Here is a 22,388-nt window from a genome sequence, read left to right as displayed (position 1 = left end):
GCGGGGAAGGGACTGCGGGACTACCTGGTGGTGCAGGTGACGGGCGACGGGACGGGGTTGGTGGTGCCGGTGGTGCCGCCGAGGAATCCGAAGGTGGTGGAGGCCCCGGACGCGAGTGCGCCGTTGTAGGAGGCGTTGACGACGCTGACCGCCGTGCCGGACTGGGTGGCGGTGCCGCCCCAGCTCTGGGTGACGGTCTGCCCGCCGGTGAAGGCCCATGTCACGGTCCAGCCGGTGATCGCCGCGGTCCCGGCGTTGCGGACCGTCACCTCACCCTGGAAGCCGCCGCTCCACGACCCGGTCACCGCGTAGGTCGCCGTGCACCCGGAGCCGGTGGACGGCGACGTGGACGGGCTCGGCGAGGTGGACGGGCTCGGCGACGTGGACGTGGAGGGTGAGACCGAAGTCGACGGCGAGGCGGAGGAAGACGGGGACGGGGACGTGGAGGCGGACGGGGACGTGGAGGGCGTCGGCGAGGTGGGGCCGCCGGCCCGGTCCGCGTAGAGGATGCCGCGCCCGTTGGTGCCCAGGTAGACACGGCCGTAGACCCGCGGGTCCCCGGCCAGGGCGTCGCCGGCGTTCCCGTACCGGTGGGCGTCGTCGTTGATCCGCACCCAGTAGGCGCCGTCGTTGTCGGAGCGGTACACGCCGTCCACCCCGTCGACCGTGCCGACCAGGAACACCGCCGGCCGCGATGCGCCCGGCGCGCCCTTGCCGAAGGCCACGTTGATGCCTTCGGTCACTGTCGCAACCGAGGTGAAGGTACGCCCGGAGTCCACCGACCGCAGCAGTCCGGTCTCGCCGGCCAGCCACACCTCGCCGGCGGCTCCGGGGACGGCGTGGAAGTTGACCCGCCCGGTCGCCGGCACGGTGGCCGCCGACGCGGTGAACGTGACGCCCCCGTCGGTGCTCCAGTAGAACCTGCCGGCGGCGTACCCGTAGAAGATCTTGGGGTCGGCCCTGTCGGCCTCGACCTTCGCGCCGGCCGGGATGCCGCTGGAGGCCGACCAGGAGCCGCCCCGGCTGCTGGAGTAGTGCACGGCGGCGCCGGCCGGTGACCAGACGAGCGAGCCGGCGTCGGCACCGACGGCGATCGTGCCGCCGCCGGTGACGCCGGACGGTTCCTGGCCCTGGTACCAGGTCTTGCCGCCGTCGCCCGAGATCCCGATGTGCGGGGCGGCGGTGTTGTTGCCGACCCGGACGAAGAAGCTCGGGTCGAGTTCGGCGAAGTCCAGGCTGGTGTTGCTGCCCAGGCTGGGGGTGTCGTGGAAGTGGGGCTGCACCGCGTCCAGGTCGGCGTGGTGGAAGCCTCCGACGTCGCCGAGTGCGCTGACCAGGGGCGCGCCGCTGGGCGGGCTGGCCAGGTCGAGGACGGCGGTCTCCTCGAGGCCCTTGGCCATCGGCTTGATGGTGACCGTGGTGTTGCTGTCCCAGTCGGTCAGCCGGGTGGTGCTGTAGACGGTGGCGCCGGTGCCGTAGAGCAGGCGGTTGGAGTCGAACGGGTCGATGGCCAGGGACTCGTTCATCCAGCCGAGTTTGGGGCTCTCCTCGGGGGCCTGGGCGGTGCTGTTGAAGTCCAGCCACGGGTTCGCGCTGATGTCCATGGTGTAGCGCTTGGTCCGGTTCGGGTAGCCGTTCCAGTCCCAGGCGCGGGTCCACGTGGCGCCGTAGTCGGTGCTGCGGAAGAAGATCGCGTCGGGCCACCAGGAGATCTGGGTGGCGACCATCAGCGTGCCGGGTCTCTGGGCGTCGACGGTGAGGCCGGAGTAGCCGTAGTACCGGTCGGCGACCGGGGTCGGCGAGATGTCGGTCCAGACGCCGGTGGTGGTGTCCAGGCGGGCGACCTGACCGGCGGTGCCGTCGTAGGGCCCGCCGGTGTCGCTGGTCGCGATGAACAGGTATTTTCCCTGGATGACGCCCTTGTGCGCGAGGTACCCGGTGGGCTGGCCGGCGATGCGTTCCCAGGTGGCGCCGGAGTCGAGCGAGCGGTAGACCGGGTTCTCCTTGTCGGCCACGCCGACGTAGACGGCGGTCGACGCCGGGTCGAAGGTGACCCAGGTCAGGCCCTGGTTCTGGCTGAGGTAGCCGTTGGTGTCGGCGGGGTCCTGCACGTAATTGCCGGCGTTCGGGAAGTTGCTCACCTCGGCCCAGGTGACGCCGTGGTCGGTGCTGCGCCAGAGACCGTTGCCGCCCTCGGCCGCGAAGTAGACGTTGCGGTTGTCACGCGGGTCGACGGCGAGGCGTTCGCCCATGCCACGGCCGGGCATGTTCCCGCCGACCTTGAACGGCAGGGCGGTGCGCTGCCAGGTGGCGCCCTTGTCGGTGGAGCGCAGGATGGCGCCGTTGTTCGGGTCCCAGCTGTTGGTGTACATGCCGACGGCCGCGTAGACCCGGTTGGTGGCGACCGGGTCGGGGGCGATGCTCAGCACGCCGTTGTGTCCCCAGTCGTCCTGGCCGACCCAGTCCAGCAGTGGGGTCCAGCTCTGGGCTGCGGGGTTCCAGCGGTAGGCGCCGCCGATGTCGGTGCGGGCGTAGATCAGGTCCTTCTCGCCCGGGTTGAAGACGATGCCGGGGACGAAGCCGCCGCCGTCGATGCGGACGTTCTTCCAGGTGTACGGCTCGGTGGGGGCCGCGGTGGCGGCGAGCGGTCCGGTGGCCACGGCGACCGCGGTGGCACCGAACACCAGGGCGGCGACCAGCGCGCCGCCGAGGGACCTGCGCATGCGAGACCCTTCCATCGATGGGCATACATGTGGGAGCGCTCCCAGCAGCGTCGACCCTTTGTCATCGCCATGTCAAGAGCTGGAAACATCGACAGAATTTCGCATGTCGTCATTCGATTACGCTGAGTAATAGATGGTGATCACGTCGGGCAAAGCGAGATATTTTCGCCACACTCCGGAACCCGTCACGGGAGGAATCGGACTCAGCGCGACAAAATGCCGTCAAACCAGCTGTGTATCATTCGGCGGAACATGCAGGCCGCCGCCACCGGGACATGCCTGCCGACCGGCCCGAGCACCGTCCGTACGGGCGAGGCGGGCCCCGGCCGGTACGTGGCGTAATCGCGGCCGGCGTCGCGGTGGAGGAGTTTGCATGAAGGTTTGCGTTGTCGGCACCGGGTACGTCGGCCTGACCACCGGCGTCAGCCTCGCCTTCCTGGGCCACGAGGTGACGTGCGTCGACCTCGACCAGACGAAGGTCGACATGCTGCGCGCGGGGAAATGCCCGATCTACGAGCCCGGCATGGAGGATCTGCTCGCCGAGGCCGCGCCGAACCTGACGTTCACCACTTCGTACGCGGATGCGGTGCCCGGGGCGGACGTGGTGTTCGTCGCGGTGCAGACGCCGTCGGCGGCCGACGGCAGTCCCGACCTGCGCTACCTGCGCAGTGCCGCGGAGACGGTGGCGCAGAACATCGACCACGACTTCACCGTGGTGGTGAACAAGTCGACCGTGCCGATCGGCAGCGGCAACTGGGTCGATGCCATCCTGCGTGACTCGTTCGCCTCCCGCCAGGACCGGCCGTCCGGCGCCGAGTTCGCGGTCGCGTCGAACCCGGAGTTCCTGCGCGAGGGCAACGCCATCGCGGACACCCTCTTCCCGGACCGGATCGTCATCGGCTCGGACAACCCGCGCAGCCTCGAGGTGCTCAACCGCCTCTACCGGCCGATCATCAACCAGACCTTCACGCCCCCGACGTTCCTGCCCCGCCCGGAGGACGTCAACGCGGTGCCGCTGGTCTCCACCGACCTGGCCTCCGCCGAGCTGATCAAGTACGCGGCCAACGCGTTCCTGGCCCTGAAGATCAGCTATGCGAACGAGATCGGCCAGCTCGCCGCCAAGGTGGGCGCCGACATCACCGAGGTCGCCCGGGGCATGGGCCTGGATCAGCGGATCGGCTCGCGGTTCCTGCAGCCCGGCGTGGGCTGGGGTGGTTCCTGCTTCGGCAAGGACACCAAGGCGCTGATCGCCACCGCCTCGGAGTACAACCTCGAGATGCCGATCGTGAAGGCGGCCCGCGACGTCAACCAGCGTCAGCGCGCCATCGCCGTCGAGCGCCTGCAGGACGAGCTGCGCATCCTGAAGGGCCGCAAGATCGGCCTGCTCGGCCTGGCGTTCAAGCCGAACACCGACGACCTGCGGGACGCCCCGGCGCTGGACATCGCCCAGTCGCTGCTGGCCCGCGGCGCCCGGGTCAAGCTGCACGACCCGGTGGCCACCGAGCGGTTCCGCGTCGAGCACCCCGGGCTGGCCGGCTACCTCAGCGAGACGATCGACGACGTGTTCGCCGACTGCGACGCGGTCGTGCTGGTCACCGAGTGGGCGCACTACCTGGAGCTGGACTGGTCGAAGTTCGTCGGCCTGATGCGCAACCCGCTGGTGCTCGACGGGCGGCACGCGCTGGACGCCGAGCGCATGCGCCGGCTCGGCTACAAGTACCTGGCCGTCGCCGGCTGAGGCCCGCGCGATGGCGTGAGTGAACGCGCCCTCGTGCAAGACGTAGACCGCCGTGGTGGCTCCCGCTACCACGGCGGTTTCCTTTTTGTGGCTTCCGCCCGACCGTCGACTCACTGCCGGAAGTGGCTTACCACGAACACTTACAAAACCGACTCACCCGCTTCTGAGTGCCGGTTTGAGACTGAAAAATATGGGTATGCCCGGCAGGCAGCACGACGCGCGACTAGACTCTTTCGCCAATCCCCTTAACCGGTTAAGGTGCCGGGGTGTCGCAGCGATATCGTTACCGACTCGATCGCGGCGAAATCATTGCGCAACGTGCTGGTTACCTCTTGACTGTGGGGCAAGAAGCGCTTCGGACGGCGGCGTCGACAGACGCCGGAGGCGCTATATGACATAGGGAGCGGTATGTTCGGTCACAGTTCGCGATCTCGGGTCGCGCTCGCCGGTGCCCTCAGCGTCGGGCTGGCGTTCAGCCTGACCGCTTGCGGCGACAGCGACTCCGACAGCAGCAGCGGCGACGACAACAAGGCAGCGGCGATCGACTGTGCGCCGTACGCGGCGTTCGGCGACATCAAGGGCAAGACGGTCACCATCTACACCGGAATCGTGACCCCGGAGGACACCCCGCACAAGGAGTCCTACAAGCCCTTCGAGGACTGCACCGGCGCCACCATCAAGTACGAGGGCGACAAGGCGTTCGAGACCCAGATCCTGGTCCGCGCCAAGGCCGGCAACCCGCCGGACCTCGCGTTCGTGCCGCAGCCCGGCCTGCTGCAGCAGCTCGTCGCGACCGGCAAGGCCGTCGAGGCCCCCGCCGAGACCGCGGCCAACGTGGACAAGTTCTTCGGTGAGGACTGGAAGGCGTACGGCACGGTCGACGGCAAGTTCTACGCCGCGCCGCTGGGTGCCAACGTGAAGTCCCTGGTGTGGTACTCCCCCACCGAGTTCAAGGACAAGGGCTACACCGTCCCGACCACTCTGGACGAGCTGAAGGCCCTCTCCGACAAGATCGTCGCGGACGGCGGCAAGCCGTGGTGCGCCGGCATCGCCAGCGGTGAGGCCACCGGGTGGCCCCTCACCGACTGGATGGAGGACTTCATGCTCCGGCTCAGCGGGCCGGAGACCTACGACAAGTGGGTCAAGCACGAGATCGCCTTCAACGGTCCCGAGTCCACCGCGGCCCTCGAGGCCGTCGGCTCGTACCTGAAGAACGACGCGTACGTCAACGGCGGCCTCGGTGACGTCAAGAGCATCGCCAGCACCACCTTCCAGGACGCGGGCCTGCCCATCCTCGAGGGTTCCTGCTCCCTGCACCGCCAGGCCAGCTTCTACGCGGCCAACTTCCCCACCGACACCAAGGTGGCCGAGGACGGCGACATCTACGCCTTCTACCTGCCCAGCAAGGACACCACCAGCAAGCCGGTTCTCGGCGGCGGCGAGTTCGTCCTGTCCTTCGCGGACCGTCCCGAGGTCAAGGCCTTCCAGACCTACCTGTCCTCGGACGTGTGGGCCAACACCAAGGCCAAGGTCTCGTCCGGCTGGGTGAGCGCCAACAACGGTCTCAAGGTGGAGAACCTGACCAACCCCATCGACAAGCTGTCGGCGGAGATCCTGCAGGACCCGAACGCGACGTTCCGCTTCGACGGCTCGGACATGATGCCCGCCGCGGTCGGCTCCAACGCGTTCTGGAAGCAGACCACCAACTGGATCACCGGTCAGGACACCAAGACCACGGTGGACAACATCGAGAGCGCCTGGCCCAAGTAATCCCCCCTCCGCGGTCGTTCTACCGCAACGGGTCAGACAGCACTGGTTAGACAGCATCGCCAGGGCCGGTCGGGTTCAAAGCCCCGACCGGCCCTGGCGGATTCTTCTCTTTCTCCTCCACGCCACTTGGATAGACCAAGGAGGAACGGGCCGCGTGTTCACCACCGCCTCCACCGCTTCCGACAAACTGCTGCAGATGTTCGCGGCGATCCTTCTGTTCGCCGCCGTCGTCGGCGTCATCCTCTTCATCGCCGGGCGTTTCACCGGCAAACGCGACCCGCTGGTCGCCTACCTCTACCTCACGCCGGTCATCATCATGCTCAGCGTGGGGCTGCTCTACCCGGGTCTGCGCACCATCTACGAGTCGTTCTTCGACGCGGCCGGCAACACCTTCATCGGCATCGACAACTACACGACCATCATCGGGGACGCCGAGCAGCGCACCGTGCTGCGCAACACGGCGTTCTGGGTGCTGCTGACCCCGTTCCTGGCGACCGGCGTCGGCCTGCTCTACGCGATCCTGGTCGACAAGGCGCGCGTCGAATCGTTCGCCAAAGCCCTGATCTTCCTGCCGATGTCGATCTCCTTCGTGGCGGCGTCGGTGATCTGGAAGTTCATGTACGAGTACCGCCCCGACCAGGGCAACGTGAAACAGATCGGCCTGATCAACCAGATCATCGTGTGGCTGGGCGGCAAGCCCGTACAGCTGCTCATCGAATCGCCGCTCAACACGTTCCTGCTCATCCTGGTGATGATCTGGATCCAGGCCGGCTTCGCGATGACCGTGCTGTCGGCGGCCATCAAGGCGATCCCGGACGACATCGTGGAGGCCGCCCGCCTCGACGGCGTCACCCCCTGGGGCATGTTCCGGTTCGTCACCCTGCCCGCGATCCGGCCCGCCGTGGTCGTCGTGCTCACCACGATCGCCATCGGCACCCTCAAGGTCTTCGACATCGTGCAGACCATGACCGGTGGCCGCTTCGACACGAGCGTGATCGCCAACGAGTTCTACAGCCAGAGTTTCCGCAGCGCCAACCAGGGACTCGGCGCCGCCCTCGCGGTGGTGCTGTTCATCCTGGTGATCCCGATCGTGGTGTACAACATCCGGCAGCTGCGCCGTTCGGAGGCATGATGACAACCTCGACCCCTGTCGTTATCGAATCTCCGGACGTACCCGGTAAGAAGGTCTCGGCCGCAACCGCGGCCAAACGCAAACTCACCTCGCCGTGGGCGTCCCTCGCCGCGATCGTCATCGCGGTCCTGTGGACACTGCCCACGTTCGGCCTGCTCGTCTCCTCGTTCCGCCCGGAACGCGCGATCAAGACGACCGGCTGGTGGACCTTCTTCTCCGACCCCAAGGTGACCTTCGAGAACTACGAGGCCGTCTTCGACCCGGACAGCATCAACCTGGCCGACTTCTTCCTCAACTCGATCGTCATCGCCCTGCCGGCCGTGATCATCCCGCTGTGCCTGGCGTCGCTGGCCGCGTACGCGTTCGCCTGGATGCGCTTCCCCGGCAAGAACTTCCTGTTCATCGTGATCTTCGCCCTGCAGATCGTGCCACTGCAGGTCACGCTGATCCCGCTGCTCACCCTGTACGTCGACATGGGCATCGCGAACACCTTCTGGACGCTGTGGCTCTCCCACTCCGCGTTCGCCCTGCCGCTGGCGATCTACATCCTGCACAATTTCATCAAAGAGGTCCCCGCAAGCCTCATCGAGGCGGCGAGGATGGACGGCGCCGGCCACGTGGCGATCTTCTTCCGCGTGCTGCTGCCACTGCTGACGCCGGCCCTGGCCGCCTTCGGCATCTTCCAGTTCCTCTGGGTGTGGAACGACCTGCTGGTCTCGCTGACGTTCGCCGGCTCCCCCGAGATCTCCCCGATCACGGTCCAGCTGTCCAACCTGAGCGGCACCCGCGGCACGGCCTGGCACCTGCTGTCGGCCGGCGCCTTCGTGTCCATCCTGGTCCCGGTGACGGTGTTCCTGCTGCTGCAGCGCTACTTCGTGCGAGGTCTGCTCGCAGGCAGCGTCAAGGGCTGACGTTCCACCCGTTCCACCCGTTCCACCCCGTCCTCAGGACAGTGAAGGGCCGCGCTCACGGGCGCGGCCCTTCAGCTTTGTCAGCACCGGAGCAGACCGCCCCGAAGGGTCCGCTCAGAGCACGCAGGCGAGGCCCACCACTCCCACCACCAGCACAGAACGAACCGAAGACCCCGGCTGTCAAGCGCAAGGCAAGGCCCGACGACCCGCACCCAGCGAAACCGAGCCGCCGCGGCCGGGACGCCATCGCAAGGCCCCGCCTGGGTCTTGGGGTTCATCCAACGAATCCCCACCCAGCGCATGAGCGGCGACCAAGAACAACCCAGCGATGCCCCGGGCGCAGCTCGTCGCGGCTCGGCGCGGGCTCGGCACGGCTCGTCGCGGCTCGGCACGGCGCAGCTCGGCACGGGCTCGGCACGGCACGGCGCAGCACGGCACGGCAGGCACGGCGCAGCACGGCACGGCACGGCACGGCGCAGCACGGCACGGCGCAGCACGGCACGGCTCGGCACGGCGCAGCACGGCACGGCTCGGCACGGGGGCTCGGCACGGCACGGCTCGGCACGGGGCTCGGCGCAGCTCTCCGAGACGGCCGGGGCACCCGATCAAGGGACCGCCATCGGTCAGTGGCGTTGTGGCTGGAGGAAGTCACGAGCCAGCCAGGCTACGGCCGCACCCGATCATGCGCTTGGGGACGGTCACCATCCGTTTTAGGGCGGTAAGCGCACCCATACACATGATCGGGAACGCCCACCGCCCGCTCCCCGGACCAGCAGACAGCCCGCGCACCCAAACACATGATCGGGCACACCCACCGCCCGCTCCCCGGACCAGCAGACAGCCCGCGCACCCGGATTCGACAATGGGTGCCGCCGCCATCCGACTCAGGACGGTGAGAGCACCCGACCGCTTGATCGGGTGCGACGGCAGCCCTTCGATCGGGTGCGACCACCAGCCCTCTCAGGCGATGGCTACCCAGGGCGCTGTCGCGTGGGGCCGTCGCCGGGGACCGACGCCGCATGGGGCCGCCGCATGGGGCCGCCGCATGGGGCCGCCGCATGGGGCCGCCGCATGGGGCCGCCGCATGGGGGCCGCCGCATGGGGCGTCGACGGGGACACCGTCGAAGGCTGTGGCTCAGGCGAACAAGGTGTACACCTCGCGGAGGGTGAGCTCGGGATCCGCGGGCGGTAGAACCGGCGCTACGACGTGCATGTGCGTTCGGCGTTCTGATTTGCGGACCTCACAGCATGAACCCCAAGACGCGGGCGGGTCCTTGCGGTGACGTCCCGGCCTGAGCGGGACGGTTCCGCTGAGTGCGGGTCGTCGTGCCGGACGTTGCGCTTCACCATCTCGTTCATGTCGCCATCTCGCTCGCCTCACCAGCTCGCTCGCCTCACCTCGCCAGCTCCATCGCCTCCTCGAGCTCCATCGCCTCCTCGAGCTCCATCGCCATCGCCATCGTCAGCGGGATTCGCCGCGACACCCTCTCGTGATGTAGCGGGAGGCCGCAGGCAGGGGGCAGCTGAGGGCCGGGGCGAGGCAGTGGGCGGCGGGGAGCCTGGGGCAGCTCCGAGTAGGTGTGGTTTCTGAGGGAGGTGTGGCTCGTACCATTGAAGGTGGTGTATCAAGAGAGGCGGCCGTCGCGCAGGGTGAGTACCCGGTCGGCGCGGTCGATGAGGGCGCTGTCGTGGGTGGCCACCAGGGCGGTCATGCCGCGGGCGTCGACTACGGCGCGGAGCAGGTCCATGACGGCTCGGCCGGTGTCGGAGTCGAGTTGGCCGGTGGGTTCGTCGGCTATCAGCAGTTCGGGGTCGTTGGCCAGGGCACGGGCCAGGGAGACGCGCTGCTGCTGGCCGCCGGAGAGTTCGCCGGGGCGCTGGTTGGCCTGGGCGCCGAGGCCGACCAGTTCGAGCAGGACCGCCACGCGTTCGTCGCGTTCGGCGGGTTTGCGGCGGGCCAGGCGCATCGGGATGCTGACGTTCTCGGCGGCGGACAGGATCGGGATCAGGCCGAACGACTGGAAGACGAAGCCGATCACGTCGCGGCGCAGGCCGAGCAGGTCGTTCTCGGAGGCGCCGGTGACGTCGCGGCCGGCGACCCGGATGGTGCCGGCGGTGGAGCGGTCGAGGCCGCCGATCAGGTTGAGCAGGGTGGTCTTGCCTGCGCCGGAGCGGCCGCGGACGGCGACCAGTTCGCCTTTGGCGACGCCGAAGCTGACGTCGCGCAGGGCGTGCACGGTCCGGTCGCCGGTGCCGTAGTCGCGGCCCAGGCCGTTCACCTCGACGACGTTCATCGGTTGTTCTCCCCGGGCCGGACTTCGACGTGGTCGGTTTCAAGGTTGAGGCGTACCCGGTCGCGCAGCGACAGCGCGTCGACGAACCCGGCGGGCAGTTGCATGCGGCCGGCCCGGTCGAGGACGGCGTACTCCTCGGAGATGTGGTGTTCGGTGCCGTCGGCGGCGATGCGGGCGGAGCGGCGCACCTCGGAGGCGGTCTTGCCGTCGCGGATGGCGACGGCGCGGCGCACCTGCCCGGAGACGTTCATGTCGTGGGTGACCACGACGACGGTGACGCCCAGTTCGGCGTTGACGGTGCGCAGGGCGCCGAACACCTCGTCGGCGGTGGCCTCGTCGAGTTCGCCGGTGGGTTCGTCGGCGAACAGCACCTCGGGGTCGTTGGCCAGGGCCACGGCGACGGCGCAGCGCTGCTGTTCGCCGCCGGACATCTGGTCGGGGCGGGCGCCGGCGCGGTGCGCGACGCCGACCATCTCCAACAGATCGGTGGCGCGGCGGCCCCGTCCGCGCCCGGCCAGGGTCATCGGGAGTTCGACGTTCTCCCGGGCGGTCAGGTAGGGCAGCAGGTTCCGCGCGGTCTGCTGCCACACGAACCCGACGACCTTGCGACGGTACGCGAGGCGCTTCTTCGCGGTCATGCCGAGCAGGTCGTAGCCGGCCACCGTGGCGACCCCGGCGGTCGGTTCGTCCAGCCCGGACAGGATGTTGAGCATGGTGGACTTGCCGGAGCCGGAGGCGCCGACGACGGCGAGTAGCTCACCGCGGTCGACGACCAGGTCCAGGCCCTGCAGGGCGACCACTTCGACGCCCTCGGTGCGGAAGATCCGTACCAGGCCGTCGCAGACGATGTGGCCGTGCAGCCGGTCGTGGCCGCCGGCACGGGCCGACGCCTGTTCCGCGGCCCGGCGTTCCAGGTCGGCCAGATCGGTCGTCGTCATAGCTGCTCCTCTCCGAGCCGCAGCACCGTGCCGAGGCGCAGGCGGCGGTTCGCGACGTTCTCCACCAGCAGGGCGGCGATCACGGCGAGTGCCGCGACTCCCAGCACCCCGGCGGCGGTCGACGGGTCGACGCTGACGCCGGTGGGTACACCGGCGGTGAAGTCCGCGAGCCCGAGGGCCGTGCCGATGAGCGCGGGCAGGGCCACGCCCACCACGCCGCCGGCGAGGACGGCCGCGGCGAGCACCGGGACCAGTTCGAACACCAGCAGGCGGCGGCCCTGCCCGGCGGACAGTCCCATGGTGCGCAGCCTGGACAGGGTGCGGCCGCGGGCGGGCGCTCCGGCCAGCACGGTCAGGGCGACGGCGAGCAGGGCCAGGCCGGCGGCGGCGATCAGGCCGGCGGTGAAGGTGACGCTGAGGACGCCGTCGACGCCGCGTTCGGCGAGGGCGGACCGGGCGGCGTCGCGGGTCAGCACGGTCGCCGGGACGGTCAGTTCCCAGGGTTCGATGGTACGGGCGACGAGCTGCCGCATCTGGGCGATCTGCCCCTGGTCGGCGGCGGCGCGTACCGCCTGCGGGTCGAAGCCGTCGCCTTTGACCAGGATGTGGTTGGGCACGATCGGCTGGAAGTCCGGGACGGCCATGGCCTGCTGGGGCAGGACGATGAAGTCGCGGACCCCGGTGCCGAGGCCGGGCACGAGGTCGCTGACGACGGCGGTGGTGAACGGGTACCGGCGGCCCTGCACCTCGACGGTGCCGCCGGCGGCGGCCTGCCCGGCCAGGTGCGACGACACGATGGCGGGGACGGCGTCGCCGCCGGGCCGGGCCGCGGTGACGGCGGCGGGCAGCGCGGCGCTGGAGACCGTGGCGAACGCGGCGGTGTCCACCACCATCACCTGGGCCTGCAGGATCGTCGGCCGGCCGGTGACCCGGACGTTGGCGGCGGAGGCGGTGAGCATCGGTGCGGCGGCGGTGACGCCGGGCAGGGCGGCGATCGTCGCGGCGGTGTCCGGGGCGAAGAAGTAGCCGTCGACGATGGCGTCGGCCGGCACGGCGAGTTCCGCGGCGCGGCTGCGGGCCGTGTCGACGGTGCTGGTCACGGTGCTGGTGAAGATGCCGGTGGCGACCGCGATCACCAGGACGGCGAGGGGCCCGGAGCGCAGCGGGGAGCCGCGGCCGGCGCCGCTGAGGCCGAGGAAGGCGACGGCGCCGCGGGTCCGGGCGGCGATCCGGCCGGCCCAGCGCAGCGGGAACGGCATGATCCGCAGGGCGATCAGGGAGACGGCGAGGGCCAGCAGGACGGGGACGGCGATCAGGTACGGGTCGACGCCCGCGCCCGCGTCGAGGCCGCGCAGCCGCACCAGGTAGACGCCGCCGGCGGCGAGCGCGACGACGGACGCCTCGGCGGTGAGCTGCCGTGGCGAGGGGCGGGCGGTGATCAGGTCGCCGCGGTGGCCGGTGAAGTCGGGGCGGCGGGCGAGCGCTGCCGCGTACCCGGCGGGGGCCAGCAGGCCCAGCAGCAGCACGCCGGCGACCAGGGGGATCTCGATCGGTTCGGCGCGCCCGGGGGTGAGGATGCCGGCCGTCCAGCCGAGGGCCGCGGCGGGCAGGACCACGACCAGGGCTTCGGCGAGGCCACGGCGGCCGATCAGGGGTACCGAGCCGCCGCGGGCGCGCAGCAGGGCGTATTCGCCGCGGCGGCGTTCGACGGCGAGGCGGGCGGCGAGCAGGATCAGCCCGGCGAGGGTGGCCAGGATGCCGGCCTGCACGACGGCGATCAGCGACCGGGCCGCCCGCAGCCGCTGGTCGAAGGCGGCGAGGGTGCTGTCCAGGCTGGTCAGCATGCTGGTGCCGTCGGCGGGCGGTGTGCGGCGGGCTGCGGCCAGTGCCTCGTTCACCTCGCCGATCCGGTCGGCGGTGAGTGTCCGCTCGTCGATCCGGTACCGCCAGCGGTGTTCCAGCGCCTCGGCGTCGGTGCCGGCCGTGTCGGCGCCGACGGCGTCGGTGAGCAGGACGGCCCGCCAGCGGGTGCCGTCACGCGGGTCGGGGCAGGCGGCCCGGACCAGGCGCATGTCGTCCCAGATCGGGGCGGCCGCGTCGACCGGTTCGAACACGCCGACGACGGTGATCTCGGCGACGCCGAACCGGTCGGCGAGGGCGAACTTCTCGCCGGTGCGCAGGTTCAGGGCCGCGGCGGCGTCCGCGCCGATGATCGCCTCGGAGCGCCCGGCCCGGGATGCGGGGCGGCGGCCGTCGACGATGCGGGTGGCCTCGTCAGCGCCGGTCTGGCGGCGGGCCGCGGCGAGCTGCGGGCAGGACTCGTTGCGCCCGCCGCGGACCACGGCGGCCGGCCCGACCTCGGCGATGAACCACGCGCCGTCGATCATCTCGGGCAGCGGGGCACGCAGCCCGTCCCGGATGGTGGCGAGCAGCGGGGCGCCGTCACCGGCCCGCGCGATCAGCGGCGGTTCGAGGTTGTGGCTGAAGGTGACGTCACGGGCGCTGGAACCCAGCTCGCCGACGTCGCCGCGCAGGCCGAGGTCGATCTGGTCGTTGATCAGCCGGGCGGGCCCGGAGGCGAGGAACGCGGCCAGCCCCACCAGGGCGGCGAGCAGTCCGAGCTGCCCCGCGTACGCGCGGACCCGGCGCAGGACGGCCTTCATCGGTCGGCCCCCAGCCGCAGGCGCGACGCGGGCAGCCGGCGGGCGGCCGCGGACGCGCTGAGCGCGCTGAGTCCGAGAGCGATCAGCACCAGCAGGACCGCGCTGCCGATCGTGGGCAGCCAGCCGACGGCCAGGACCGGTTCCGGCACCGGCCGGGCGGCCGCCGGGGTGAGCACCAGCAGCGGCGCCATCGCCCCGGCGACGAGCAGCCCGACGCCGAGCCCGGCGAGCGCGCCGAGCCCGGCCAGGAACGCCTGCTCGACCACCAGCGAACGGGCCAGCAGACCAGGGCCGGCGCCGAGGGTGTGCATGACGGACAGTTCCACGGCCCGGCGCCGGGCGGTGGCGCGGGCGTCCGCGGCGATGCCGGCGGCGGCCAGCAGGACCGCGCCGAGCGCCGCGCCGAACAGCGCGAACCGGGCACCGGCACCGAACGGGTCACGTCCGGCGGCCGCCGCGATGTCCCGCTGGTCGAGCACCTGCAGCCCGGTGAGTTCGCCCATGCCGCGCGGTTCGCCGCTCACCCACCACTCCTCGTTGCCGTACGCCACACCGAAGTTCTCGAACAGCCGGGCGTCCAGGGCGACCCGGTCCGCGAGCAGCGCCGACCCGCCGGCGGTGCCGGGCACCCGGGACACCGTGGCGACCACGATCGCCTGAACCGTGCCCCCGGGCAGACCGAGCAGAGTGTGCTCGCCGACCTCGGCGTTCAGCACGGTCAGCACGTCCGGGGTGACCACGAGCGGCACCGCGGTGCGGCCCGGCTCGCGGGTCACCGCGACGCGCCCGCGGACCCGGATGCCCTTGTCCAGGGCCGCGATGCTGGTGGAGCTGCCCTGGGCGAGGGCGCGCCAGTCCCGGCCCTGCCCGGTGATCAGCCAGGACGCCTCGACGTCCGGGGAGGTCTCGGCGACGAACCCGAGCAGGCCCGCCCCGCCGGCGTCGAACCGGACCGGGCGCCCCGCGTCGCTGACGCCGAGGTCGATGCGGCGCCCGCCGGTGAGGACCGCGGTGGTGTGGACCGGGCGGTCACTGCGGATCGTCCCGGCCGCCAGGGTGCCCGTGGTGACCGTGCCGCGCTGGGCAGCCACCTCCCCGAGCAGCGCCGCCGGGGACCTGCCGAAGGCGTCGTCGCGGGCCTGCACCACGCCCTGCGCCGCGGCGGTGTCCAGGGCGATCAGCTCGGCGGGATCCCGGCCGGCGGACATCGTCAGGCTCTCCCGCCAGGCGGGCACCACCTGCCCGGCGCCGGGCAGCGCGGCGATCTGGGCGGCCCGGCCGGCGGGAGCCGAGCCGGCCGCCTCGACCAGGCGCACGTCCGCGCCGACCTGCTGCACCGCCTGGTCGCCGATGGACCGTTCGGCGGTGCCGGTCAGGCACCAGGAGACCGTGGCTGCGGCGACCGCGAGGGCCAGCAGGACCATCGGCCCGGCCTGGGCGCGGCGGCCCGCCTGCCAGGTGCCGAGCAGCCACGCCCGGGTGGTGCCGCGGCCCAGCCGGGCCCCGGCGAGCCTCGCCACCGGCGGCAGCAGCCGGATCGCCACCACCGCGCCGGTCAGCACGCCGAGGATCGGGGCGGCGGCCAGCAGCGGGTCGATGCCCAGGCCGGCGCCGACCGGCGACGAGTACTGCCGCAGCTGCATCCAGGCGAGCACGGCCAGGACCACGACGACCAGGTCCAGTCCGGCGCGGCGCAGCATCGGCAGGCGCGACCGGCCGGACGTCTCGGCGATGTAGGTGCGGCCCTTGCGGACCGCGGGCAGGGTCAGGGCCAGGACACCGCCGGCGACGGCAAGACCGGCGGTCAGCCACACCGAGGCGTCGAGGCGCGGTTCGACGGTCAGCCCGGCCGGGAACGGCACCAGGCCGAGGAGGAACACCGCGAGCGGCGGCGCGACCAGGCCGGCCGGCAGCAGCATGGCCAGGCCCTCGACCGCGGCCAGTCGCCCGAGCTGCACCCGGGAGGCGCCACGGGCCCGCAGCAGCGCGGTCTCGGCCCGCCGGGCCTCGCCGAGCAGCAGGGCGACCAGCGACAGCGCGTACCCGCCGAGGACCACGATCAGCAGGATCGGGGTGACCATGGTGGACCGGCGTACCAGGTCGGCGCGGTCGAGGCGGCCGGCCAGCTCACCCAGGCCGGTGGTGACGGTCGCCGAGTTACCCAGGCCGGTGCTCTCCGGCAGGCCTTCCACGATCAGGGACGCCGATGCGGAGGTACGCGTGACGCGGGCCAGACCGGCACCGTCGAGGTCGGGTTCGGCGAGCCAGCCCGCCGAGGCGCCCGCGGTGAACCGCTTGGCGAAGGTGTCCGCGCCGACGACGATCGGCCCGTAGGTGGAGGTCTGCGCGGCCCGGCCGGCGAACACGTCCGGCACCAGCAGCCAGTACGGGTCGGTGAGGGCGGCCGGCCGCCACACGCCGGAGACGGTGAACGCGACGACCTTGCCGGTGCGCCGGTCCGCCAGCCGCAGCGTGTCGCCGGCCGTGACGCCGAGGGTCGCGGCGACCGGCTCGGCAAGCGCGGTCTGCCGGTCGGCTGCCGGCCACCGCCCGGAGACGAGGGTGGCGTGGGCGGCGAGGTTCTCCAGGGCGACGACGTCGGCGTACACGACACCGTCGTCGTCGGGGACGGCGTCACCGGCCGGCCCGGACAGTGCCCAGCCGGAGCCGTACGACGCGCCGGACACGGTGACGTCGTCGAACGTGGACCGGAACACGTCGCGGACGGCACGGTCCCGGGCCTGCGGGTCGCTGCCGCCCGCACCGCGGACCAGCACGGACCGGTCCTGCGGGCCGGCTGCGGCGATCGCGGCCCGCACCCCGGCGGCGCCGGACGAACGGGTGTACGCGGTCAGGGCGGCCAGCAGCAGGACGGCGATGACCATGACGGCCAGGGCGGCGGCGAGCAGGCCCTTGGCGGCCACGGCGCGCCGGATGATCAGCGCCATGAGCGCCCTGCGGAAAGCATGCGGCGGATCTTGCCACAGGAGGCCGGGGCCGGTGTTCCCACCAGCCCTTTCTGACCGGGATCCAACAGGTTTTTCGCAAGTGCCACCGGGGGCCGTCTGGTACGGCCCCCGGCGCGGGGTCTGCCGCGCTCGGGGCTCTTCGTGGTGGCCGGCTGCGCGGACTGGTTCCGTCCGCGCAGCCGGCCACGGGCTACGACCGGCCACGGGCTACGACCGGCCACGGGCTACGACCGGCCCGGCGCTACAGCCGACCCGGCGCTACAGCCGACCCGGCGCTACAGCCGACCCGGCGCTACAGCCGACCCGGGGTTACGGCTGGCTGCGGGGGCTGTCCGGGGACAGCGTGTCGATGAACTCGTGCGGGTCGTGCACGCCGGTGGTGCGCCGTGCCGCGTCCGCCTCGGCCTTCGCCGTCGCCGCCACGCCGGCCCGGTCCACGCCCGGGATCGCCGACACCGTGTCGTACGCCTTCTCGGCCAGCGCGTACGCCGACCGGTAGTCGTGCTTCGCGAACGCCGTCGCGGACAGGCCCAGCAGTCCGTCCGCGGTCAGCAGCGCCGTCCGGCCCTTGCCGGCCGGGACCGTGGCGGCGAGCCGGTTGGCCGCCTCCCAGTACGCGGCGGTCAGGAACCGGTCGCTGTTGTCCCGGTCGAACTGGCTGAAGTCCCAGTTCAGGTCGATGTAGCTCATCATCGAGTTGTTCTCGTCGCCGGCGCCCGCGAACAGGAACTCGTTGGCCGGCGAGTAGTCGACGCCGGTGGCGCTGTCGTACCCGTCGTGCGGGTGGCTCAGCCCCAGGTGGTGGCCGACCTCGTGGATCTGGGTGGTGGTCAGGCCGTACCCGGACGCGACGACCTCCGGGGAGATGAAGGAGAACACGTACGTCTGGTCGCCGCTGACGTAGTCGTCGTCGGCGAAGCCCAGCGCCGGGACGCCGACTCCCGCCCCGACCGCATAGTTGATCATCGGGACCTCGTAGTCGACGCGGCCCTCGTCGTCCAGGATCGCGTCGATGTGCTCCCGGTTGTACAGGTAGAGGTTGGCGAACGCCGGGTAGCCGCTCTCCGGGTAGCACGACTCGTCGGCGAGCAGACCGACGTAGCACTCCTCGGCCTTGGCGCCGTACTCCAGATCCTGGGTGTCGTAGTCGAGGCGGTTGCGCCAGCGCAGCTCGGAGAGTTCCTGGACCAGCAGTGCCGGAGTGGTGTACTCGGCCGAGGCGTCGACGCCCGGCCAGCCCTCGTAGGTGTTGTCGTCCAGGTTGATCGACTTCGGCGGGGTGTCGGCGGGCAGCTCCACCGGGTAGATCGGCGACGTGGTGAACAGCAGGTTCAGCGCCACATAGCGGGTGATCTTCCCGAGGTCGCCGGCGAGCGCGGACAGCGGCCGGTAGCCGTCCGCGGTGTACTCCCAGGTAGGCGGCATCCGGTAGTCCTCGACACCGTCACCGTCGAGGTCCCGGTTGTCCACGTCGTAGTTGCTGGTCCACGACTCGGGACCGGCCGACAGGTCGTGGAACCAGACGCGACGGGTGCTGCCGAGCCCGGTCTCCTCGTCGTCGGCGGTGGTGCCGCCCCACGCGATCAGCTTGCGGGAGTCACGGTTGACACCGAAGTCGTAGCCGGTGTCCGGGTCGGGCTCGCCGGTCTTCGTGTACACGTGGTGCTGGAAGTCGGCACGCCCGTACCAGTTGATGAAGAAGACCGTGTTGCGGCGGGTGTCCACACCGGCCGGCGGGTGGAAGGCCAGCCACTTCTCCACGCTGGGCGCGTCGATGGTGTGGTTGTCCGCGATGTCCAGGACGTTGTTCTCCTGGTCGTTGTACGCCTGCTGGTAGGTGGTCAGCGGCGCGGGCTCCGCGATCTTCTTCAGCTGGGTGAAGAAGCCATTCTCGTACGATTTATCGGTGTACGTGAGTTTATAGTCGTATTTGTAGGTGATGCCGAGCTTCTCGGTCTCGCCGTACCACAGGCGGGAACGCACGACCGGCTCGTAACCCGTGGCCAACTCGGCGAGGAACGGCTGCTTCGCCACCTGCTCCGGCTCGTAGCCGACGAAGACCACGTTGACCGGCACCTTCTCCACGAGGCGGGGCTGACCGCCGGGATCCAGGTAACCGAGTTTCGGCGCGGCCGCGGCACCGGCGGGTCCCGCCGAGGCCGCCACGAGGGCCGCGACGAGCGGCGCGATGATCGAGCGTCTCCATCTCATGCGGACACGCTGCCATCCACCACAGTAGATGTGAAGGGGTGTCGCGTGCGTGTGTTCTCCGGCAGGCTGCTCCCCTACTGAACGAGAGGCCGGGAGCCCGGCGCTCCAGGCGCACGGTTCCCGGCCGATCGACAGTGATCTGTAGGAGCGTAAGGGTCACTTGGCCGTCGCGGGCAGGCTGCCCGGCTTGGCGGCGGGCGCCGCGGGCACACCGGCCGGCTTGGCCGCGGCCGCGGCTGCCGCCGGGATGCTGGCGGGTTTCGCAGCGGCCTCTGCGGCAGCGGGCACAGCCGGTTTCGCGGCTGCCGGGAGGGCCGGAACAGCGGGAAGCGCCGGCAGGCCGCCCGGCGTGACACCGGCCGGGAGCGCGTTGCCGAGGCCACCGGTTACGTCACCAGCCCCGCCGCCGAGGCCACCGGTGAGACCTCCGACAGCGCCGGTGGCACCACCAAGTCCACCGTTCGCACCACCCAGACCACCGGTCGCACCACCGAGGCCACCAGTGGCACCGCCCAGACCACCGGTGGCGCCACCGAGACCACCGATGCCGCCGGTGAGGCCGCCGAGGCCGCCGCCGCCGAGAACACCTCCGAGACCACCGGTCGAGACCGGCAGGGCGGGCAGGTTACCCAGGGACGGGGCGCCGGACACTCCCGGAAGCTGCGGCAACTGGCCGCCGAGCAGCGGGAACACGAACAGGTCGAACCGGCGAGGGTCGAGCAGATTCTGCAGGCACTTGGCGTCGAGGAGCGGCACTTGCTTGGCGACCGCGTCCGCTGCCTGGTTGCAGCCGACCAGTCCCCAGAAGGAGCCGGTCGGCACCCAGTCACCGGGCGCCGTCTTTGCGTCGGACCGCACGGCTCCGCCGGACTGCGAGGCCGCGCCGGGGTCCGCGGGCGCGGCCGGGGAAGCCGCCGCCGGACCGGCCATCGCGAGTCCCGCCACAGCCGCGACGCCGGTAACCACGATCCCCCGTGTCATCTTCTTCATTTACCTGACCTTTCCGTAATAGACATCCATGAGCGGATATGCCGATCGTAGGTGCGGTCAGGTGCACCTCTTGGAGAACATGAAAACCCGCTGCCGGTAAGCCCTTTCCCGCCGACCGGACCGGACACTCGCGCCGCCGGGCACACTCCGGTACGGGATCAGGCTCACCGCGCACGGAACCCGCCCGACCGGCCCACGCCTCACCGACCCGGCTCGGGTGGGAACACGGCAACTCGGGTGGGAGCACGGCGAACGGCCGAGGGCCGCACCCCCCGTGGGTGCGGCCCTCGGCCGATCGATCCCTGCTACTACCTGCTACGTCACTACTACCTGCTACGTCACTACTGCTGTTCTGCTTCTGGCGGGTTCAGTTCTTCTTCCACGGGGGCGGCGGTCCACCCGGACCACCGGGACCCCACGGACCGGGACCACCGGGGCCACCCGGACCCGGGCCACCCCACGGACCGGGGCCACCCGGGCCGCCGGGACCGTCCCACGGGCCGTGCGGCGGACCACCCGGACCACCGGGGCCGGGGCCGTGCGGGCCGTCCCAGTCCCAGAAGGCCTTCAGTCCCCACTCCCCGCGATGCGGGCCGCGCCGGACGTAGAAGCACTCGTAGTCGTCCCACCGGTGGCGCCATTCGCCCTCCCGGCCGTACCGCTCACAGGTGCGCGGCCCCGGGAAGAACCCGATGAAGCGCTCCCGGTCGGCGGGCTTCCCCTGACCGGCTTGACCAGCGGGCTTCCCCTGACCAGCAGGACCGGCCGCCTGCGACCGGTCCGACACCGCCGGGGCCGTCGCCGAGGACGCCGCGGCCGGGCCGGCCACGGACAGCCCCGCGGTCACCGCGACGCCCGTGAGCACGAGAGCGCGCGTCAGCTTACTCATGACCTCACCTTTCCGTAAATAATACCCTATTAACGGACAAGGCGACCATAAGATCATGACCACGAGTGACCGTGGCGACACGCGAATCACGATCGGGTGATCACCAGGCCCACGCTTCGGGGCCCGGTCCCCCGTTCCCCACCGGCGGAAATATCGCGTCCAGGGCTTGCAGGGTCGCCGCGTCGAGCTCCGTCTCCACGGCCGCCACCGCCAGATCCAGTTGCCCGGCCGACCGCGGCCCGATCACCGGTGCGGTGACGCCGGGCCGGGACAGCAGCCATGCGAGCGCCACCGTCACCGGGTCGAGGCCGATGTCGGCGCAGAGTTCCTCGTACCGGCTGATCGCCGCCCGGTGCGGCTCGACCCGTTCCGGCGCGTGCAGCACACTCCGCCCGCCGGCACCCTCCCGCTCCTTGCGCAGCGCACCGGAGAGCGCCCCGAAATGCAGCGGCGAATACGGCAGGATCCCGATGCCCAACTCACTCGCCGCCGGCAGCACCTCCAGTTCGACATGCCGGGTGAGCAGGTTGTACTTGCACTGCTCGGACACCACCCCGAGGAAGTTCCGCCGGTCCGCGACGGCTTGCGCCCGCGCCAGGTGCCATCCGGCGAAGTTGGACGATCCCGCGTACCGAATCTTGCCCTGCAGGGTGAGGGTCTCCATCGCCTGCCAGACCTCTTCCCACGAGGTCTCCCGATCAACGTGGTGCATTTGATAAACATCGATCCATTCGGTACGCAGCCGCCGCAACGAAGCCTCGCAGGAGGCGACGATGTTGCGGGCGGACAGTCCACGGTCGTTGGGCCCGTCCCCCATCGGCGCGTAAACCTTGGTGGCCAGCACCGTCCGGTCCCGCCGCCCGCTCGCCGCGAACCAGTTCCCGATGATCGTCTCGGTCAGGCCGCCACCCTCGTCTCCGTACATGTTGGCGGTGTCGACGAAGTCGATGCCCATCTCAGTCGCACGGTCCAGCACCGCATGACTCTCGGTCTCCGGTATCTGCCAGCCGAAGTTCATGGTCCCCACACAGAGGCGGCTGACACTGAGCCCGGCCCGGCCCAATCGGGTACGTCGCATGCCCCGAACCGTAGGCACCCCACGCCTCACCCGATAACCGTTCGACCACGCTCGAATCCAGTCCCGCCCACCGCCCGCCCAC

13 protein-coding genes are annotated in these 22,388 nt (G+C 71.1%); 4 read left to right on the top strand and 9 right to left on the bottom strand.

The features are described 5' to 3' along the window. Window positions 1-20: 20 nt before the first annotated feature. Window positions 21-2,723, bottom strand: a complete 2,703-nt coding sequence (locus tag WH85_RS30880) for a cellulose binding domain-containing protein (protein WP_045745574.1) — start codon at window positions 2,721-2,723, stop codon at window positions 21-23. A gap of 373 nt (window positions 2,724-3,096) precedes the next feature. Between WH85_RS30880 and WH85_RS30875 the strand changes: the two genes are divergently transcribed. From WH85_RS30875 to WH85_RS30860, 4 genes are all read left to right on the top strand, one after another. After that, a complete protein-coding gene (locus WH85_RS30875) occupies window positions 3,097-4,461 on the top strand; it encodes a UDP-glucose dehydrogenase family protein (protein WP_045745573.1) in 1,365 nt (454 codons plus the stop codon). A 408-nt stretch (window positions 4,462-4,869) separates the two neighbouring features. Then, window positions 4,870-6,231, top strand: a complete 1,362-nt coding sequence (locus WH85_RS30870) for an ABC transporter substrate-binding protein (RefSeq protein WP_045745572.1) — start codon at window positions 4,870-4,872, stop codon at window positions 6,229-6,231. A gap of 196 nt (window positions 6,232-6,427) precedes the next feature. Then, window positions 6,428-7,363 (top strand): carbohydrate ABC transporter permease, encoded by a 936-nt coding sequence (locus tag WH85_RS30865; RefSeq protein WP_045745601.1) that lies wholly within the window; start codon window positions 6,428-6,430, stop codon window positions 7,361-7,363. Further along, on the top strand, window positions 7,363-8,274 hold the full coding sequence (locus tag WH85_RS30860; protein ID WP_211275499.1) for a carbohydrate ABC transporter permease: 912 nt from the start codon (window positions 7,363-7,365) through the stop codon (window positions 8,272-8,274). The genes WH85_RS30865 and WH85_RS30860 overlap by 1 nt, the downstream gene beginning before the upstream one ends. Before the next feature lie 1,625 nt (window positions 8,275-9,899). Here WH85_RS30860 and WH85_RS30855 read toward each other — a convergent pair. From WH85_RS30855 to WH85_RS30825, 8 genes are all read right to left on the bottom strand, one after another. Then, the gene (locus WH85_RS30855) at window positions 9,900-10,568 is read right to left on the bottom strand and encodes an ABC transporter ATP-binding protein (protein WP_045745570.1); all 669 of its coding nucleotides are present in this window, start codon (window positions 10,566-10,568) and stop codon (window positions 9,900-9,902) included. After that, a complete protein-coding gene (locus tag WH85_RS30850) occupies window positions 10,565-11,506 on the bottom strand; it encodes an ABC transporter ATP-binding protein (protein ID WP_045745569.1) in 942 nt (313 codons plus the stop codon). Before WH85_RS30850 ends, WH85_RS30855 begins: the two co-directional genes overlap by 4 nt. After that, window positions 11,503-14,169: an FtsX-like permease family protein gene (locus WH85_RS30845; RefSeq protein ID WP_045745568.1), complete on the bottom strand. Its 2,667-nt coding sequence runs from the start codon at window positions 14,167-14,169 to the stop codon at window positions 11,503-11,505. Before WH85_RS30845 ends, WH85_RS30850 begins: the two co-directional genes overlap by 4 nt. Next, window positions 14,166-17,117 (bottom strand): ABC transporter permease, encoded by a 2,952-nt coding sequence (locus WH85_RS30840; protein WP_045745567.1) that lies wholly within the window; start codon window positions 17,115-17,117, stop codon window positions 14,166-14,168. Before WH85_RS30840 ends, WH85_RS30845 begins: the two co-directional genes overlap by 4 nt. 330 nt (window positions 17,118-17,447) lie before the next feature. Beyond that, a complete protein-coding gene (locus WH85_RS30835) occupies window positions 17,448-19,349 on the bottom strand; it encodes a zinc metalloprotease (RefSeq protein ID WP_052720922.1) in 1,902 nt (633 codons plus the stop codon). Window positions 19,350-19,505: 156 nt separating this feature from the next. Further along, the gene (locus tag WH85_RS52425) at window positions 19,506-20,339 is read right to left on the bottom strand and encodes a hypothetical protein (RefSeq protein ID WP_052720921.1); all 834 of its coding nucleotides are present in this window, start codon (window positions 20,337-20,339) and stop codon (window positions 19,506-19,508) included. A gap of 367 nt (window positions 20,340-20,706) precedes the next feature. After that, window positions 20,707-21,228, bottom strand: coding sequence for a hypothetical protein (locus WH85_RS51770; RefSeq protein ID WP_169792502.1), 522 nt, complete (start codon window positions 21,226-21,228; stop codon window positions 20,707-20,709). A 100-nt stretch (window positions 21,229-21,328) separates the two neighbouring features. After that, the gene (locus tag WH85_RS30825; protein ID WP_045745566.1) at window positions 21,329-22,306 is read right to left on the bottom strand and encodes an aldo/keto reductase; all 978 of its coding nucleotides are present in this window, start codon (window positions 22,304-22,306) and stop codon (window positions 21,329-21,331) included. Window positions 22,307-22,388: the final 82 nt, after the last annotated feature.

The sequence above is a fragment of the Actinoplanes rectilineatus genome, assembly GCF_000962825.1.
Classification (GTDB): domain Bacteria; phylum Actinomycetota; class Actinomycetes; order Mycobacteriales; family Micromonosporaceae; genus Actinoplanes; species Actinoplanes rectilineatus.
Note: the sequence above shows the minus strand (reverse complement) of the source record. Positions and strands in the feature narration are given on the sequence as shown.